The sequence below is a fragment of the Adhaeretor mobilis genome (assembly GCF_007741515.1).
Taxonomy (GTDB): domain Bacteria; phylum Planctomycetota; class Planctomycetia; order Pirellulales; family Lacipirellulaceae; genus Adhaeretor; species Adhaeretor mobilis.
On the sequence record NZ_CP036263.1, the window covers coordinates 151790 to 170631 of the forward strand.

Here is an 18842-nt window from a genome sequence, read left to right on the forward strand (position 1 = left end):
GGAGGTGACTGCGGTGCGCATGAGCACTAAATCGACCCACTAAGAGTTGAGAAATACCAGGGAGGGAATACCGTGAAAGTTTCTGCCATCTTGGCTACATACAACGAACCCAAATGGCTCGAAAAGGTCATCTGGGGTTACGCTGTCCAGACACATGAAAGTTTTGAGCTTGTCATTGCCGATGACGGATCGACTGCCGAAACGGCTGAGACGATCAAAAAATTACGGAATGAAACGGGACTCATCATTAAGCACGTGTGGCACGAGGACGATGGTTTTCGCAAGTGCAGGATTCTGAACAAGGCGATTCAAGCCGCCACGAGCGACTACCTCGTATTCTCCGATGGCGACTGTATTCCTCGGAATGACTTTCTGGAAGCCCACGTTCGCTATGCAACTCCAAGACGATTTCTCTCAGGAGGTCTAGTGCGATTGCCGATGGACGTCAGTCACAAGATCAGCGTCGACGATATCCAAGAGCAAAAGGCGACCGACTATGCCTGGTTGCGTGGTAGCGGCATGTCGTGGAACAAGAAATGCGTAATGCTCGTGAAGTCGAAATGGCAAGCCCGGTTGTGCGACTTCCTCACCACCACTCGCGCCACTTGGAACGGACACAATGCCTCGGGTTGGAAAGAAGATATCTTGGAAGTCAACGGATTCGACGAGCGCATGGGTTATGGGGGAGAAGATCGTGAGATGGGGTTGCGATTAATGAACAAGGGAATTCAACCCGTTCAGATTCGCCATCGCGCAGTGTGTGTTCATTTGGATCATAAGCGCGGCTACGTCCACAAAGCTATCTTGGCTTGGAACAAACAACATCGCCAGAAGGTGTCTCGAATGCGGATGACTTGGACAAACTATGGCATCGCAGGCCAAGAGGACACATCTAGCGGCATGATTCTACAGTTCCCCGGCCAGCCAATCACACCAGTTGACACGGATGCCGAGCCTGCGGTAGCGAGCGACTCCAGTAACATGGTCGTGAGTTTCCCCACGCAAGAAGAGAAGCAACCGACTCGCAAAGCTGCCTAACAATGGCATCTGCGAATACTTTGATTTGCTGCGCCACCTTGCCGCAAACAATATGGGTTAGTCGCTGATGGAGTTCGCAACTCTCGGCCGGTTTGTTGAACAATCTCGACTTGCCGGAACCACTGGGCCTGCTGACAAAGTGGCAATTCTGATTTAGCAGACGAAATTCGGTGACTAGCAATCATCCAATTGCTAGTAAGCAGTGCTACACGTTGGAGTAGAGCGATTGCACTTCAGCGTCATCGATTGCGTGATTATAGATACGTACGTCGTCCATGCCCCCCGAGAAGGCTCGATAGCCACCATGCTCAGCACCCAAAGCCAAAGGCAGATTGTTCGTCGTAATGGTGAACTGATCGTTCACGCTATTGTCGAGCTGGCCGTTGATGTAGAGCCTAATGGAAGATCCGTCGTAGGTTGCAACCACGTGCATCCACTCGCTTCCGTTGGTGGAATAGGAGGTGCTGCTGTCCAAACGATGATCGTTCTTGTCGCTATCCTGATTGAATCGTACAAATACCTTACCCTTGGAACTGAGTGAAAGCTCGAATCCATCCGTATTGCCGTGCTCTGCCTTCTTCACGAGATACTGTGTTCCTTTCTCGTCGGGACGAATCCAGGTGGAGATCGTGATCTGATCGGTGATGTCGAGCAAAGGTGTGTCTTCAATCTCGATATAGTCGGAGCTACCATCAAGTTGCAGGGCGCTGCCGGATGGACCGTTGATCGCTTGCGGAGAGCCATTCACGGTGCCCACGTGCCCATGCCCTGACGTGTCAACGACCGTGCCGCCGGAAGTACTATCCAGTGACCATTCCCCCACGAGCCCCGCAGGACTTGTCGAAACGGAACTCACTGAAACCGTCACCTGATCGGATCCCATGAGCTGCCCATCATTGGCGGTAAGTTGCAATACATAGCTACCCGCAGCAGAGAATTGGGCTGTCGTGGTGGTTGAGCTACTGCTGCCGAAGTTCACACTTCCAGGACCTGAGACGACCGTCCAGCTGGTGGTGAGCGTACCCGAGTTGGGTAGTCCATCGTCACTGGCCGAGCCAACGAGTGTCGCTGACCCGCCTAGAGTGATCGTCTGGTTACTACCAGCGTTTACCTGAGGGGCCTGATTCGTGGGCGCCGCTGGATTGACCGTGACCGTCACCTGATCGGAGCCTATGAGCTGCCCATCATTGGCAGTAAGTTGCAATACATAGCTACCCGCCGTGGAGAATTGCGCTGTCGCGGTGGTTGAGCTACTGCTGCCAAAGTTCACACTTCCTGGACCTGAGACCACCGTCCAGCTGGTGGTGAGCGTACCCGAGTTGGGCAGTCCATCGTCACTGGCGGAGCCAACAAGTGTCGCTGACTCGCCTAGAGTGATTGTCTGGTTACTACCAGCGTTTACCTGAGGGGCCTGATTCGTGGGCGCCGCTGGATTGACCGTGACCGTCACCTGATCGGAGCCTATGAGCTGCCCATCATTGGCAGTAAGTTGCAATACATAGCTACCCGCCGTGGAGAATTGCGCTGTCGTGGTGGTTGAGCTACTACTGCCGAAGTTCACACTTCCTGGACCTGAGACCACCGTCCAGCTGGTGGTGAGCGTACCCGAGTTGGGCAGTCCATCGTCACTGGCGGAGCCAACAAGTGTCGCTGACTCGCCTAGAGTGATTGTCTGGTTACTACCAGCGTTTACCTGAGGGGCCTGATTCGTGGGCGCCGCTGGATTGACCGTGACCGTCACCTGATCGGATCCCATGAGCTGCCCATCATTGGCGGTAAGTTGCAATACATAGCTACCCGCAGCAGAGAATTGCGCTGTCGTGGTGGTTGAGCTACTACTGCCGAAGTTCACACTCCCAGGACCTGAGACGACCGTCCAGCTGGTGGTGAGCGTGCCCGAGTTGGGTAGTCCATCGTCACTGGCCGAGCCAACAAGTGTCACTGACTCGCCTAGAGTGATCGTCCAGTTGCTACCAGCGTTTACCTGAGGGGCCTGGTTCGTGGGCGCCGCTGGTTGGTTGGAGTAGAGCGATTGCACTTCAGCGTCATCGATTGCGTGATTATAGATACGTACGTCGTCCATGCCCCCCGAGAAGGCTCGATAGCCACCATGCTCAGCACCCAAAGCCAAAGGCAGATTGTTCGTCGTAATGGTGAACTGATCGTTCACGCTATTGTCGAGCTGGCCGTTGATGTAGAGCCTAATGGAAGATCCGTCGTAGGTTGCAACCACGTGCATCCACTCGCTTCCGTTGGTGGAATAGGAGGTGCTGCTGTCCAAACGATGATCGTTCTTGTCGCTATCCTGATTGAATCGTACAAATACCTTACCCTTGGAACTGAGTGAAAGCTCGAATCCATCCGTATTGCCGTGCTCTGCCTTCTTCACGAGATACTGTGTTCCTTTCTCGTCGGGACGAATCCAGGTGGAGATCGTGATCTGATCGGTGATGTCGAGCAAAGGTGTGTCTTCAATCTCGATATAGTCGGAGCTACCATCAAGTTGCAGGGCGCTGCCGGATGGACCGTTGATCGCTTGCGGAGAGCCATTCACGGTGCCCACGTGCCCATGCCCTGACGTGTCAACGACCGTGCCGCCGGAAGTACTATCCAGTGACCATTCCCCCACGAGCCCCGCAGGACTTGTCGAAACGGAACTCACTGAAACCGTCACCTGATCGGATCCCATGAGCTGCCCATCATTGGCGGTAAGTTGCAATACATAGCTACCCGCAGCAGAGAATTGGGCTGTCGTGGTGGTTGAGCTACTGCTGCCGAAGTTCACACTTCCAGGACCTGAGACGACCGTCCAGCTGGTGGTGAGCGTACCCGAGTTGGGTAGTCCATCGTCACTGGCCGAGCCAACGAGTGTCGCTGACCCGCCTAGAGTGATCGTCTGGTTACTACCAGCGTTTACCTGAGGGGCCTGATTCGTGGGCGCCGCTGGATTGACCGTGACCGTCACCTGATCGGAGCCTATGAGCTGCCCATCATTGGCAGTAAGTTGCAATACATAGCTACCCGCCGTGGAGAATTGCGCTGTCGCGGTGGTTGAGCTACTGCTGCCAAAGTTCACACTTCCTGGACCTGAGACCACCGTCCAGCTGGTGGTGAGCGTACCCGAGTTGGGCAGTCCATCGTCACTGGCGGAGCCAACAAGTGTCGCTGACTCGCCTAGAGTGATTGTCTGGTTACTACCAGCGTTTACCTGAGGGGCCTGATTCGTGGGCGCCGCTGGATTGACCGTGACCGTCACCTGATCGGAGCCTATGAGCTGCCCATCATTGGCGGTAAGTTGCAATACATAGCTACCCGCAGCAGAGAATTGGGCTGTCGTGGTGGTTGAGCTACTGCTGCCGAAGTTCACACTTCCAGGACCTGAGACGACCGTCCAGCTGGTGGTGAGCGTACCCGAGTTGGGTAGTCCATCGTCACTGGCCGAGCCAACGAGTGTCGCTGACCCGCCTAGAGTGATCGTCTGGTTACTACCAGCGTTTACCTGAGGGGCCTGATTCGTGGGCGCCGCTGGATTGACCGTGACCGTCACCTGATCGGAGCCTATGAGCTGCCCATCATTGGCAGTAAGTTGCAATACATAGCTACCCGCCGTGGAGAATTGCGCTGTCGCGGTGGTTGAGCTACTGCTGCCAAAGTTCACACTTCCTGGACCTGAGACCACCGTCCAGCTGGTGGTGAGCGTACCCGAGTTGGGCAGTCCATCGTCACTGGCGGAGCCAACAAGTGTCGCTGACTCGCCTAGAGTGATTGTCTGGTTACTACCAGCGTTTACCTGAGGGGCCTGATTCGTGGGCGCCGCTGGATTGACCGTGACCGTCACCTGATCGGAGCCTATGAGCTGCCCATCATTGGCAGTAAGTTGCAATACATAGCTACCCGCCGTGGAGAATTGCGCTGTCGTGGTGGTTGAGCTACTACTGCCGAAGTTCACACTTCCTGGACCTGAGACCACCGTCCAGCTGGTGGTGAGCGTACCCGAGTTGGGCAGGCCATCGTCACTGGCCGAGCCAACAAGTGTCGCTGACTCGCCTAGAGTGATTGTCTGGTTGCTACCAGCGTTTACCTGAGGGGCCTGGTTCGTGGGCGCCGCTGGTTGGTTGGAGTAGAGCGATTGCACTTCAGCGTCATCGATTGCGTGATTATAGATACGTACGTCGTCCATGCCCCCCGAGAAGGCTCGATAGCCACCATGCTCAGCACCCAAAGCCAAAGGCAGATTGTTCGTCGTAATGGTGAACTGATCGTTCACGCTATTGTCGAGCTGGCCGTTGATGTAGAGCCTAATGGAAGATCCGTCGTAGGTTGCAACCACGTGCATCCACTCGCTTCCGTTGGTGGAATAGGAGGTGCTGCTGTTTAAACGATGATCGTTCTTGTCGCTATCCTGATTGAATCGTACAAATACCTTACCCTTGGAACTGAGTGAAAGCTCGAATCCATCCGTATTGCCGTGCTCTGCCTTCTTCACGAGATACTGTGTTCCTTTCTCGTCGGGACGAATCCAGGTGGAGATCGTGATCTGATCGGTGATGTCGAGCAAAGGTGTGTCTTCAATCTCGATATAGTCGGAGCTACCATCAAGTTGCAGGGCGCTGCCGGATGGACCGTTGATCGCTTGCGGAGAGCCATTCACGGTGCCCACGTGCCCATGCCCTGACGTGTCAACGACCGTGCCGCCGGAAGTACTATCCAGTGACCATTCCCCCACGGGTCCCGCAGAACTTGTCGAAACGGAACTCACTGAAACCGTCACCTGATCGGATCCCATGAGCTGCCCATCATTGGCGGTAAGTTGCAATACATAGCTACCCGCAGCAGAGAATTGGGCTGTCGTGGTGGTTGAGCTACTGCTGCCGAAGTTCACACTTCCAGGACCTGAGACGACCGTCCAGCTGGTGGTGAGCGTACCCGAGTTGGGTAGTCCATCGTCACTGGCCGAGCCAACGAGTGTCGCTGACCCGCCTAGTGTGATTGTCTGGCTACTACCAGCCGACACCTGCGGCGGTGCGTTAATGTTGATCGAGCCAAAGCTGAATAGTACTCCCTCAGCGGTGCTTCCACGTGACGCCAGGACGACCACTTCATCACTAAAGTTCTGTTTCGTACTTGTTGCGTTGTTCAGCGATCCTGAAATAAGCGTTTCGCTGCTACCAAATGAAATGTTGTTGGTGGCAGTTTCTTTGTAGAGAATGTCGCCGCCAGAATCGGATTCTGTGTAGGCCACAATCAGTCGACCTGCATCCTCGTTGAGGATCACAATCGGCCGTGTGCCACTGCTGGCAACGTCGTACATGTTGTCCCATTGGCCATCAGGGCGACGCACGAGCAGTGCAATTTTCGCTTGGCCTCCGCCATCGTAGCTTGTTTTTACAGCCGCATAGAGCGTGCCGTCTGAGGCGACCGCCACGTTCAGATGATCGTCTGCCATACCGCCACCAGTATTACTTGCCGACTGCGAGGCAGGCACTTCGTCGGTCGACCATTGCGTAGGGTTCGCACCATCTACGTGGTAACGGAATCCGAACCGTTCCGTCGATTGGTTCGACCACAGCACACCGACAGTATTGTCTGGCATGGCAGTAATTACGGAGATGTCGTCGCCATCAATGTTGGACGCCAGGACGATCGAATCACTCCAGTCTGTGTACAACCCATCGCTATAGCGGACCTCGACGCTACTGGACTGATCGAAGGCAATCCACATTCGCCCCAGAGAATCGACGTCGATCGTCGCGGTTTCAATCCCACTGGGCAGGCCCATGTCGACCAGGTTAGGCCGTTGATCCCACAGCATGTAGTTATTGAGACTTGCATCGTACTCTATTGAAGCCAACTGAGTGTCGGTGCCATCGAACAAGAGAACATGCGCGAGGCTGTCGTCGGCCTTGACATCGGCATTGATGCTACTGTTGGAAGTGAGTTGGGTTGTTTGTGTCCAGCTATCTCCGTCGAGTCGCGATATCCAAGTGCCATCGCTTTCTGGCACGACACTCCACCATTGGTCGGCATACGTCCACACTTTAGACTGCGGTTTTTCGCCTGTATCGGTTGACGAATCAATTGGGAGATCGGTGAGTGGCGTAATCGAAAGCATCTCTCTCGATTCGAGAAACTCAAAACCTAATTTCCGCGATCCATAACCAGCTCGCGACTTGTGAGTCGTTCTTTTTCGGAACATAAGAACCTTTGCCCTAGCGCCGATCGTTGCCACGCTGAAAAAGGTGTCAACACTCGACCCAATCTGGAAGTAAAACAAGAAACCAGGCGGGGAGCTCTGAGGAGAACTAGTCGTGCGAGGGGAGAGCGGTCGTCGAGGAGTGAATCTCCAAACTAGGCAGATGGAGAAATCGATCGCAACGACTTAGTAGCAATTCCTCTGCCAAACCCTAGAAATGGGCAGATTGGCAAAGCACGCGACGGCCTGATCAGCTGTTACTTTGCCGATTAAACGCCACTTTTGCAGCTTCAGCGCAGCATTGCCACGTGCTTATTGCTGAAGCGTATGCGTGTTGAAGAAAGTAAACACGCTGAAGAGTTCTGTTGCTGAATCGCAACGAGAGGCGGGTCAGTGGACAAAGTCGATCGCAGAAGACGACTTTGTCAGTTCGCTACGCAGCGTCAGGAAAATGCCTGCTTAGGCGAGCAGCCGAAGTGAATTGACGCACAGTATTTGCCACGATCCCAACGCGTTTGGTCATCGTTCGATCTTCCAAAGCAACTACTGTGGGTTCACCTTGGACCAGTTCAAACTTGCAGCTGCCCTGGCGAAACACTCGATGTGATACGAACGATGATTGGCGACCGAACAGAGTGTGGTTCATCGGAGGCGCAATGATGGGAACAGAGAAAGCGTCGGAGTCTCGGGTGAGGACCCACTCCGGAAGCTGACGCACTAAGTCTGGCGTGGCCTTTTCCCCAGGGCGGACAACGAGGATCCAGGGGTTCCGTGGCTTGTTGGTTTCCGTGTCCGGCGGCAGATTGTCTAGGTTAACTTGGCTAACAGATCCTTTACCTGGATTTGCAATAGTGTGCCAGACTTGTATCTGCCTATGGATGGTATTCGGGGCGACGAGCAAGATTTCATCGGCCACGTCGCGGACCGATTCGATTGTCGAACTTAAGCATTCCGGAACAGTTTCCTGTTTGGAGAGGGGTACAATGACTGAAATCTTATTGGAGAGCTCTGCCTCGGAGTACTCGACTCTTAGCAGGTGATGGTGCAGTGCCCCATTTTGGTGAGCCCAAGGCTGGAGCGAGGTTTGCAGGAGTTCCTGTCGAAAGACCTCAGCCGCATCAACATTCTCTCGCCAACATCTCACGTGCAGAAATCTTTCAGCGTCTTCCAGATGTCTCCTGGATAGTTCACTTCGGTTGCTGTGCCGCTTAGTTTTTTCGAAGTCAATAAGCCATACACGCTGTGCTCGGTCGACCATAAAGTTTTCCGGCTTCAGATCGTTGTGGCTAATATTCAGCTCAATCAACTTCTGCCATATCGTGGCCACCTGGCGGGCAACGTCCGGTAAGTTCTCATCTGTTATCAGTCCAGAACGGATCGCGTGAAAGAGCGTAGTTCCATGGATAAAGTCGGTCAACAGATACGACCGATGGCTTAACGGACCGATTCCATCCACTACACAGCCCCGAATTTTCGGCGTCGGAATTCCATTCTCGCTCAGCAGAGCAGCTATTGACGCACATGCAGTTGCAGATGGTTTCCGCAATAACATGCGAGCCGAACGATAAGCCCCGCCCCAGACGTGCCGCTTGAGAAGATAACCTTGCTGCGGATGGTCGACGCGCAATACGGCGCACCGTTCTTTCTCTTGGAGCGTGGTCGCGCTGGCGACCAGTCGTCTATCTGGGTCGTCCCACAATGCCTCGACAAGGTCAGCGGGTAAAGAAGAATCGCAAAACAGCTTGCGGGTAAGACCAGCCCGGTGGACAGTTAATAGGGCTTTGATCCGATGGCTCGAGAAGCTTTGTCGCACGATTGGTAATAACCCGGTACAGTTGCCAATAAATTTGACTGATTAAGCAGTTTCTAACGGCCGATATAAGATTTTCGGCGAAATGACCATGAGAGCATGATCAGATATCGGCGCTCGTCGCGAAATTGCTAGCTAGCAGCCTATCGAATTACCCAAACCGCTTGCCCATTGTTACGATCGGAGCGTGACAACCGCGAAATTTCCTGCCTCCGCTACTTACGCGTATGAGAGCTCTCCAGATCACATAAGGCCGCTCCATGACAAGCCAGGCAATTTGCACAAGCGCAGCAAGACCTCCGGTGGCTTGCAAACTCCTCGCCGTGCCGAATCCCAACAACTTGCGCATCACCAAGCCTAAGTTTCGCGCCACCGCTGACATCAGTAGTCGCTTTCGCAGCTTTAGATGCCTCACAGCCAGGTCCGCCGAGCGGATCCGTTGCAGCTTCTTGTTCTTGGCCGTCCGTTGCCGCTTTCGTCGTAGTGTTCCTGGCAGACGCGTTCGACGACCTTATCGAACTGGGCCTCGGCCAGCAGCTTTTTGAGCTTGGCATAGAAGGCATGGCGAGACGACCTGGGCAGTTGGTTGTGCGCGAGGAACAAGTAGGCTTGCTGTTTGCGTCGGCGACGTCGCATTCCCATCCTGAGACGCTCCTGGATTGGCAACGGACAGCGTTGGCAAGTCGAGAACCTCAACCAGCCGCCAAATTAAGAGAATTACCTGTCCGTAAATTCAGGACCACCTCAACGAACTCCTGCAAAGAGCGGTCCCCTAGTCGATTGAGGACGATATATCCCACGAATCACGACAAGCTGATTAACTATTTCAATCGAATTAGGACTTCATTGCGACGCAAGGGGCCGGGCGTCCAGGGAGGGTCATAGCTGGCCAACTCAGCTTCGCCTATTCCCGAGATCTCCTTATCGCGCATCCAGCCCCGTAACCTTTCTTCAGCCTTTACGACTGACTGGCTTTCCGAGCGTCCTGCAAAACGGATGACCGCAAACCGACCGCCGACGCGGCGGCGAATCTGAACGTTATCATTGGTCGGTTCAGGAACATGTTTCTCCGATATTTTTTTTGGGATCACAAAACCCATTTGACCTTTGTCCTTGGGTCTTTTGGGTTCCATAAATACGGGAGTCGTCATGGGTACTTTTTGTTGACGGTCGTTCGAGCCGCTGATGTAACGAAATAATTTCATGAAGCTGCCGTCTTTGCCCTGTGGCTCGGACTGCATTTCTGTAGTTGCCATCATCAAGTCTGGGTACTCACGTAGTTCGAATGGACTCTCTAGTTCTAGGACCGTGTAAGCCGCGGATTCGTATGAGTTTCGCGAGGTCAGCTTCCAGCCGAAATACCCAAGAGTGGCGACAGCCATGGCAACGCAAAAATAAATCATTCTCTTTCTCAACATAATGATAATGTATCTAGGTTCAGTTGGAGCGGATTGATCTGATCGATAAGAGTACTGACGACCTTGACGAATGCAGGCAGAGAGATGGAATTCTCTTGTAATTCCTTTCTGCGATTATCTTGACGGAGTGTCTAATCTGAGTTCACCTTCCCAACAAATGGTGCAGAGCTGTTGCCAGAGTAGGCTGGCCTAAAGCATAGCCGCCGTGAAGAGATCATCCTCCTTTGATTCGACAGCAAACGCCTGTAGCTTTCCGACGGCTCGGCTTTCAAGTTGCCTGACGCGTTCTTTTGAGACACCCAACTTGTCCGCTAAGGACTGAAAGGTGCGTGCCTTTCGATGGGCTCCCAGAGCATAACGACTACGGATAATGAATCGTTCACGTCGGTCAAGCCGATCTAGCAGGGACGCCAACAACTCACGAAGATTGCTCCAAATCTGATCGCTCATCAACGAGGAAGAGCTTGTGTCGGCATCCTCGAACGCCCACTCTTCAGCATCCCTCGTAAAGCTGGCCTCTTCTTTAGCCGCGAGAGTCACCGTGCGATACACATGCCGCACGATCGAGCGATAAGCGTAGGTGCTGAATCGAAAACCGCGATCAAAGTCAAATTTCTCCACAGCCTTCATCAACGTGACCACGCCCTCACTGAGCAGATCGTCAAACGATTGCTGGGGGGTGACAAACTTCTTTACGATTGAGATAACCAGCCGCATGTTAGCCTTGATCAAGTGGTCACGGATTCTCTGAGCTTGAGCCAACTGCGACTCGATCGCGTCCATAGTAGTTGCTTCGACATCATCAGGATCGATGCGAGAGCGGAGCACACTGGCTCGAAACTTCAGAAAATTCATCTCGCGAAACAGGATTCGTTCCTGTTCTGGAGTGAGCAACGCGCAATCACACAGACGACGCAAGTGGGCTGGTAGATCTACGTCCCCTTGACTTGAGTCGTTCCCCTGCCGCAAGGTTGATGTCACCACGTCCTCACCACCATCGTCATCGAGTTCGAATTCTTGATTAGGAATGAAATCGATCTCGATCTGCACCAGCTCTAACGCGCGGTTCCGGTGGTTATCGTAATCTTCTAGTCGGGTGGCCTGAGGAGCCGTGGCGCTGCCGGATAAATTTTGCCAGGGGCTGAGAGTAAGAGCGGACATGATGAATCTCCTTCGGCATTAAAATCGTCCAAAACGTTCATGTCAGTTGTAGCGGCAGAAGCCTCCTTGGGCAACATGGAAAACGTTCAAATCGTTCGATATTCCTCGCGGTTGATGCAAACTGTTACAGGCGAACGACTTACGGGTTGCAGCTGTTATTGGGAGGGATGTTGTCTATAGTAGAGCATTGCAACCATTCCTTTTTAAGTTAAAAAATCATCCCTAACGTTCATATCAGGCACATCGATGAGAGATCTAGTCACCCCAAAGCAGGTTGCTCGTGCCATCGACGTCAGCGAGTCTTCGGTGAAACGCTGGTGCGATAAGGGCGTCATTTCCACGCAGTACACTGCTGGGGGGCACCGGCGAATTACTGTGTCGGGACTGATTGAGTTTCTACGAAATGGCAAGTACGAACTCACTCATCCCGAGGCGTTGGGACTACCACCCACCAGTGGCCAAACGACGCGAGTTGTAGACCGTGCCCGTGAGCGGTTGACCTCAGCCCTATTGGCCGGGGACGAACCGCGCTGCCGCCAGATTGCTTTCGATTTGTATCTAGCCGAGCACAGCATCAGTGTCATATGTGATGAGGTGTTCGCAGCGGTCTTTCGCGAGATCGGAGACCGCTGGGCCTGCGGCGACGCCGAGGTGTACCAGGAGCGTCGCGGCTGCGAGATCTCCTTACACGTACTGCACGAACTTCGATCGCTACTCGCCTCGCCTCCTGCTGATGCGCCTCTGGCAATCGGAGGTACCGCTGCTGGCGACCAATACAGCCTGGGGACGTCGATGGCGGAGTTGGTTCTGCGCGACGTGAAATGGAATGCCATCTCGTTGGGGGCCAATTTGCCCTTCAACACAATTTCTGTTGCGATTCGCGAGTACCGTCCTAAGCTGTTTTGGCTCAGTTGTTCCCACATTACAGACGAATCAGAGTTTCTAGCGGGATACCGTGAGCTCTATGACCAGTTCGGCTTAGATGTTGCGTTCGTCGTCGGCGGATATGCGCTGACCGAAGAGCTTCGTCAGCAAATGAAGTTCTCTGCTTACTGCGACAATATGCAGCATCTCGAAGGATTTGCTCAGACTTTGCACGGTGCGATCCAAAAAGAATCGGCCGAGTAAACAATTTCACAGCTCTTGGCCTGCCTTGCTTGCGTCGGTTTGCTGTTACCCTGCGGAACCGTTTACCACAGGCTCAAAGACTGGCTGCCAACGGAAAGCCTGGTTTAGTGAGCAACATCTGCGACATGCCCGTTTGTCGTTCTTGAAAGGCCGCTTCGCAGCAGCGGAAGTCCGTTGAGCTACGCAGGCGGTCCCTTATCTAGCAGAGTGAGCAGCAAGGTCTATCTGGAGGACTTGCCAAACTACCATGAAAAATTTGCGGAAAGAGGATGGGGTTGTCAAAGCACTATCATATCAGCAACCAGAAAAGCCGCTACCTTTGGCAATTGGTCAGGCAAATAGGTTCGGCTTGTATTTGAAAACTAGGGACCCACTTTATTGAGAGGACAACACAGTGCAAAAGATTCATCTCGCAAAAACTGGTTTTGTCGTCGCTGCTGCAGCGTCTTTCCTTTTCTCCGTCTACCTGTGGTTTACAGGGAGTCGAGAAGAGGGCCTGTTCGTCGGCATTTGGGTACCTTCCATCCTCAGCTTTGGAGCGCTCCTGTTGAGCGGAAAATCACATGGATAACATCGGCATATTTGTATTTGGGTTGGCTGTATTCGGAACAACAATAGCTGCCGCATTCTGTGTGCTCATCGCGACCGATCACCCTGAAGAATGACATGCGCAACCCTGAAGTACAGTTAGCGATTACAACAGGATTTCAATGTACCAATCTGACGCAAAACGTATGGAGTGTATGGAAGTTTGGGGTGGCAATCAGGCCATTAAGCAAGAGTTTCTTACACCTGGGCTGAAGATTTGGGTCTACAGTCAGCCCTTTGGTCAGGCGGTTGGAGGCGGCGACGTTTATTACCTCTCCTCCTGTGCGTCGGGACGAATCACGCGAATGTTACTGGCAGACGTCAGTGGACATGGCGAGCTGGTCTCGAAAACGGCGATTGGGTTACGCGACCTCATGCGTCGGAACGTAAATTACATCAAACAAACCCGCTTTGTTGGAGCGATGAATCGACAATTCACCAACCTTGGTGAACAAGGCGGATTCGCAACCGCCTTAGTTAGTACGTTTTTTGCGACCACGATGACCTACTCACTTTGCAACGCTGGGCACCCCCCGCCTTTAATCTTTCGCCGTGGAACATCTCATTGGTCAGAGCTGAAGAACCAAGCAAGCAGTTCGAAGATCCTATCGGACACACCGTTGGGAGTTGTGGATGAAGTAGCCTATGGCCAACACGATGTGCGCCTTCAAACAGGCGATATGGTGCTCAGCTTCAGTGATGCTGTTACGGAGTCGGAAGACAGAGATGGCCGTCAGCTGGGGCTAGCCGGACTCTTGCGGCTAGTACGTGAGTTGGGAGTTCACGACTCTGAGGAAGTCATCCCTTCGCTGGTCGAGCGAATCAAAGAGTTAAGGGGCAGTAATCTCCAACAAGATGACGCGACATTTCTTCTAGGTCAAGCAACGGGAGGCGGTCCGTCGTTGAAGAAGAGCTTGGTGGCGCCACTTCGCTTCATGGGACAGGTATCCGATCGCACCGAACTGGCTAAACCAATAGAAAAACTAGGCGAGTGAGATCCGGTGAAGCTTCCTGTATTCCCTACCTCCTCACTACTAGGCTAGAGACACGGCAACCCCAGGTAGACCGTTTGACTTGGACGCTCTCAGTTCTACTACTCATGCTCGTCCTCGTGGCAATACTTGTTGTAACCGCCTACGCTTGGCTGAGCCGTAGCATCTTCAGCGTGGGACCTCAGAGGATATTCGATCCTTGGTTCCAGGCGAAAATAACGGATGCCTACTTCGACTTTCTCACTTTCTACATCTGGGTTGCCCATAAGGAACGCGCGCTTGGCTCAGTCAACTACACAGGCTAGATCTCGTCGCTGGGCTGCATCCCGCTATTGTTCCAAATAATTTCCTTTCTGCTACTAGGCCGGGGGTACCCGGATGATCACGCACAACTAAAGTACCTATGCGGTACTGATTTCTTTGGAACGCTTGGGAGACTTAACCGATGTTTGGACTATTCGCTGATCGCAAGACAAAGCTTGAGAAAAAGCACGCGAAGCTACTCGAAGAGTCGTACCGGCTGAGCCATGTCCATCGCAAAGAGAGCGATCTGAAGGCTGCCGAAGCAGAAGCGATTTTGACTCAGATCAAGGCGTTGGAGGATGATGCTCAGTCGTGAGCGAAGTAACCTTCGTTGCAGCGTTGTCACCTTGGATAGATCGCATCACGCGATCTGCAGCCGCCATCCCACTCAGGAAAGCACCCTCGACTCGCGGTCCCCCACACCAATCGCCGCAAGCGCCGACTAGCAACTGGTCATTGAACAAACAACGCCCTGGCAGAGGTTCAATTGGCAGAGCGAATCGCCAGCGATGAACCTCGCTGTAGCTGGGGCATCGCTCTGGCAGTGCTACTGCTTGCCAAAACTCTTCCAGTAACAAGTTTTCGATCTCGGCGGCTGCGTTTTCCAAGTTGGCTTCCGACCAGGACGGTGATGCATGCACCACCCATGTTTCACCCGTTGACCCGCGCCCTGGCTTGCTATTGTTGCGGGCAATCCAAGAAACTGGCGACTCCTGTACAAACGCGGCATCGAAGGGCAGATTCAATGGCTCCTGAAAAGCTAGCATGAGTGCCCAGCAACCACTCATCTGTGCTTGTGTCGCTTCGTTAGCAAGCGCTGGGACGTCGCGGAGCAGTTGTGCCGTCTGAGCGGCGGGCGCAGAAACGATTACCGAATCGAAAGCCCCTAATACTTTTTCGCGGTCATTGGTCAAGTTCCACCGGTTGTGCACGCGCTTGACTGGCATCACGCGAGTACGAAATTGTACGTCGAGGTCTCTTGCTAGAAGTCTGCAAACCGCGTTCATCGCCGGGGCAGCAACGAATCGATCGACTCCTTGCTTATCTTTCTTAATGCTGCCCTCTTCCAAAGCCACGATGCGAGCTGTCCAAGGTTTGACGATTCCATCATGCAACCAGGAATCGACAGAACGCCTGAAACATGAATCACGCGCCGTGAAGTACTGTGCGCCGTGATCGAAGCTAAGGCTGCCTTCCGCGCGCCGAGTCGCCATCCGGCCTCCGACGCCTCGACTCTTCTCGAACACGGTCACCTTGAAGCCCTGATCGACTAGCGTGCGCGCACATGTGAGACCGGAGATTCCTGTTCCGATTACGGCCACCGTCGGAAATCCACTGTTCGACGGTCGCCTTGTCTCACATCGATCGGCATCGATGTCTTTTCCATTAGTTTGCGACATTCATTTACCACCTCATCGTAGCGGGCCCGCCCTTGAACGGACCGACAATCTGCTCGGTAATCCAACCACCGTAAAAATCACCTTTCTGCGGACGCACCAGCTCGTCGTCGACGTAACAGGCATCGGCTTTGCTGGGATAAAAGGCGAGGTGGTCCTGCAATTCCGCAAATCGCGGAGCAGGGTCAGGATAACACCAAGCTACGTCGGACACTGTCTGATCGCCGATGGTGAGTGCGTAGTAGCGAGCACTTCCTTTCCATTCGCACCAACTCATGTGATCCGAAAGCTTCAAGCACGTGACGCTCACATCTTGAGGCGGGATGTAGTAGACCGGAGGGTGACTGGTCTCAAGTACGCGTTTTGAATTCGTCGAGTCAGCCACGGTAAATTCGCAAACGACGACGCGAATTCGGGCGGTACAGTCTTCTATCATTGGCGGTCGAGGGTAGTCCCACACCGATTCTTGCCCCTCGCCAGGTTCTTCGCGGCCAACATGCATTCGCTCGACAACCAAACCGCCTCAAGCGGCTTCGTACTCCTTTAGGAACCCTCGGAACAAAATCCGATGCTCTTCTTCATCGGCTAGCAAACGAATGCAGAGATCCTGGGTGACGTAGTCTTCGCCATCGGTTGCCCTGATGATTTTGTTGTAATGGGCACATGCTTTCTCTTCGGCATCGATGACTGCCTTGATCACGCCTACGACATCAGTCGTCTTGTCCGTTGGCTGGATCTGGTTGCCCAGCTTTACACTTGCTGAGCCTGGCACCGAGCCACCCAGTTGCTTGATTCTCTGCCCCAACTGTTGTGCATGCATAATCTCTTCTGTTACATCGACGGCTAAAGATTTCTTGATTTCCTCAGCACGGACCCCGTCCAGGTTGACGCTGTTTGCGAGATAGTTGATGACCGTTTCGATCTCCATACTGTAGGCGATAGCGAGTAATTCTAAGACTTGTTCTTTTGAGTCAGCCACGGGTTAGTTCCTTTCGGTACAGTGTCAAAGTCTCTGATACGATAGGCTAGCTCGTTCGTCTGACAACGAAGAAAACTGCAATTTCCGGACAATCTCACGCCGTTTTCTGCGAGACGAGATGCTGAGCGTCACGCTCCGCGCTGTCAACGATCCGACTTAACATTCCCCGAAAAATGATCACATGGAGTGGGTAAAGGCTGTACCAATATGCCAATCCCCAGAGGCCAATAGGATCAAAGATAGCTGTCTGACGGATGCTAGAACCATTTCCTTTTGGCTGAACCTCATACTCCAGCCACGCCCTACCTGGAACTTTCATCTCTGCAATCAGTCGTAACTTTTGATCTGGGACGTATTCCTCGACTCGCCACCAATCTAGAACGTCGCCCACTCGCAATTGCTCGGGATCTCTGCGACCACGACGACGACCGACGCCGCCGCACACAAGATCGATCCAACCGCGAACATTCCAAAGGAAATCAGCGAAGTACCATCCTCGTTTACCGCCAATCCTGCGAATTGGAGCGAAGGCCTCAGCGGGTCGCGCGTCGGCATGGACAGTTCGAGTGTCGATAATTCTGTTGCCAAACCGCACGCCGCCCCAACTCCGCACGCCACGGGAGGACGAGAGAGCATCAGACCACCGCGTTTCAATTATCTCTTGATCTTCCTTGAGGAGGGCTCGCTGAATGGCTGCAACCAGGCCGCGAGGCTGAATGTCGAATTCGCTAAGCGCTGACGAATCGTTGACAATCGTTGGGTTGCGCAGGCTATCCACGAGCTTACGACCTACGCGTGCATAAACAGGTGTCACGAGACCCAGCCACAGACTTGACAAACTGGGCGTTAAAACGGGGACTGAAATGAGCCACCGTCGTAGGCCGCGTTGCCTTGCCCATTCTTGCATGATCTCGCCATAGCTGACCCGGTCGGGACCGCCGATTTCGAAAACACGGCTGGCGTTGCCCGGCCAATCCAACGCTCCAACTAGGTATTGCAGCAAATCTTCCACAGCAATTGGCTGAGTATGAACGCTGACCCATTTTGGGCAGATCATCACGGGAAGACGCTGGACAAGTGCCCGCACCAGTTCAAAGGAGAGGCTCCCCGATCCAATGACGATCGAAGCACGGAATTCAATGACCTCGCTTCCGGAAGCCTTCAGTAATTCACCCACCTCGTGCCGGCTACGCAAATGGGCCGATAATTGCTCGTCGTCATCACCGAGCCCGCCGAGGTAAATGATGCGCTGGACTCCCGCTTCGCGGGCGGCGGTGGCAAAGTTTCTTGCGGCAATGCGGTCCTGATCTTCAAACGAACCACTTGATCCCATGGAATGGACAAGATAATAGGCTGTACTAATCCCCTTGAGCGAAACTTTGAGGGAATCAATATCCAACACATCACCCTGAACAACCTCCGTCCGCGAGTCAACTCTTGCCGATAAATTCGCAGGTTTTCGAGATAGACAACGAACTCTTTCCCCACGTGCTTCTAGCAGTGGCAGCAGGCGGCCGCCAACGTAACCAGTAGCACCAGTGAGCAGTATCATTTTTGAAGTATCGCTCATGCTCATGCTCATGGTAGTGCAGTGGCTGTAAGCTTGGATGTTACTGGATGGAGGGTGACCAGAGAGAAAACTTGGCAAACCATCCAGAGGACCAGAAAACCTCGAGCGCTCCATGCCGCCGTTCTAAACCAGTTACATTTGACTAACCGTCTCTGCACGTCAGCGTCGTATGCTAAGACGAGCGTCGCATGTTGTGGTACTTGTACGCCATACGTTATTAGCCATATCGCTGCCAAGAGTAAGATTCCAAGCCAAACCGAAATGT

At 53.4% G+C, this 18842-nt stretch carries 14 protein-coding genes; 5 read left to right on the forward strand and 9 right to left on the reverse strand.

The window, feature by feature from the left end:
- Positions 1 to 72: 72 nt before the first annotated feature.
- Entirely contained in the window at positions 73 to 1038 is a 966-nt protein-coding gene (locus tag HG15A2_RS00595) for a glycosyltransferase family 2 protein (RefSeq protein ID WP_145056812.1), read from the forward strand.
- Between the two features lie 205 nt (positions 1039 to 1243).
- On the opposite strand, the gene HG15A2_RS00600 is transcribed toward HG15A2_RS00595, so the two are convergent.
- The 5 genes from HG15A2_RS00600 to HG15A2_RS00620 form a co-directional block, all read right to left on the reverse strand.
- Positions 1244 to 7234, reverse strand: a complete 5991-nt coding sequence (locus HG15A2_RS00600; protein ID WP_145056814.1) for a LamG domain-containing protein — start codon at positions 7232 to 7234, stop codon at positions 1244 to 1246.
- A 430-nt stretch (positions 7235 to 7664) separates the two neighbouring features.
- The gene (locus tag HG15A2_RS00605; protein WP_145056816.1) at positions 7665 to 9044 is read right to left on the reverse strand and encodes a lipopolysaccharide kinase InaA family protein; all 1380 of its coding nucleotides are present in this window, start codon (positions 9042 to 9044) and stop codon (positions 7665 to 7667) included.
- 408 nt (positions 9045 to 9452) lie between these two features.
- Positions 9453 to 9677 carry a hypothetical protein gene (locus HG15A2_RS00610; RefSeq protein WP_145056818.1) on the reverse strand — a complete coding sequence of 75 codons (225 nt, stop codon included), beginning with the start codon at positions 9675 to 9677 and terminating at the stop codon, positions 9453 to 9455.
- A gap of 185 nt (positions 9678 to 9862) precedes the next feature.
- Positions 9863 to 10444: an SOUL family heme-binding protein gene (locus HG15A2_RS00615; RefSeq protein ID WP_246117844.1), complete on the reverse strand. Its 582-nt coding sequence runs from the start codon at positions 10442 to 10444 to the stop codon at positions 9863 to 9865.
- Positions 10445 to 10648: 204 nt separating this feature from the next.
- Positions 10649 to 11620 (reverse strand): sigma-70 family RNA polymerase sigma factor, encoded by a 972-nt coding sequence (locus tag HG15A2_RS00620; RefSeq protein ID WP_145056822.1) that lies wholly within the window; start codon positions 11618 to 11620, stop codon positions 10649 to 10651.
- Between the two features lie 246 nt (positions 11621 to 11866).
- Here HG15A2_RS00620 and HG15A2_RS00625 point away from each other — a divergent pair, with 246 nt between their 5' ends.
- The 4 genes from HG15A2_RS00625 to HG15A2_RS00640 all read left to right on the forward strand — a co-directional run bounded on the left by HG15A2_RS00625 (position 11867) and on the right by HG15A2_RS00640 (position 14947).
- Positions 11867 to 12748, forward strand: a complete 882-nt coding sequence (locus HG15A2_RS00625; protein WP_145056824.1) for a MerR family transcriptional regulator — start codon at positions 11867 to 11869, stop codon at positions 12746 to 12748.
- A 710-nt stretch (positions 12749 to 13458) separates the two neighbouring features.
- Positions 13459 to 14331 carry a PP2C family protein-serine/threonine phosphatase gene (locus HG15A2_RS00630; protein WP_145056826.1) on the forward strand — a complete coding sequence of 291 codons (873 nt, stop codon included), beginning with the start codon at positions 13459 to 13461 and terminating at the stop codon, positions 14329 to 14331.
- Positions 14332 to 14435: 104 nt separating this feature from the next.
- Complete coding sequence (locus tag HG15A2_RS00635; protein WP_218932217.1) at positions 14436 to 14633, forward strand: hypothetical protein; 198 nt, start codon at positions 14436 to 14438, stop codon at positions 14631 to 14633.
- Between the two features lie 140 nt (positions 14634 to 14773).
- Positions 14774 to 14947, forward strand: coding sequence for a Lacal_2735 family protein (locus HG15A2_RS00640; RefSeq protein ID WP_145056830.1), 174 nt, complete (start codon positions 14774 to 14776; stop codon positions 14945 to 14947).
- On the opposite strand, the gene HG15A2_RS00645 is transcribed toward HG15A2_RS00640, so the two are convergent.
- From HG15A2_RS00645 to HG15A2_RS00660, 4 genes are all read right to left on the reverse strand, one after another.
- Complete coding sequence (locus HG15A2_RS00645) at positions 14916 to 16031, reverse strand: NAD(P)/FAD-dependent oxidoreductase (protein ID WP_145056832.1); 1116 nt, start codon at positions 16029 to 16031, stop codon at positions 14916 to 14918. The genes HG15A2_RS00640 and HG15A2_RS00645 overlap by 32 nt on opposite strands.
- Positions 16032 to 16035: 4 nt before the next feature.
- A complete protein-coding gene (locus tag HG15A2_RS00650) occupies positions 16036 to 16464 on the reverse strand; it encodes a DUF427 domain-containing protein (RefSeq protein WP_218932218.1) in 429 nt (142 codons plus the stop codon).
- Between the two features lie 87 nt (positions 16465 to 16551).
- Complete coding sequence (locus tag HG15A2_RS00655; protein ID WP_218932219.1) at positions 16552 to 17007, reverse strand: ferritin-like domain-containing protein; 456 nt, start codon at positions 17005 to 17007, stop codon at positions 16552 to 16554.
- 94 nt (positions 17008 to 17101) lie between these two features.
- Positions 17102 to 18577 carry an SDR family oxidoreductase gene (locus HG15A2_RS00660; RefSeq protein ID WP_218932220.1) on the reverse strand — a complete coding sequence of 492 codons (1476 nt, stop codon included), beginning with the start codon at positions 18575 to 18577 and terminating at the stop codon, positions 17102 to 17104.
- Between the last annotated feature and the right edge of the window lie 265 nt (positions 18578 to 18842).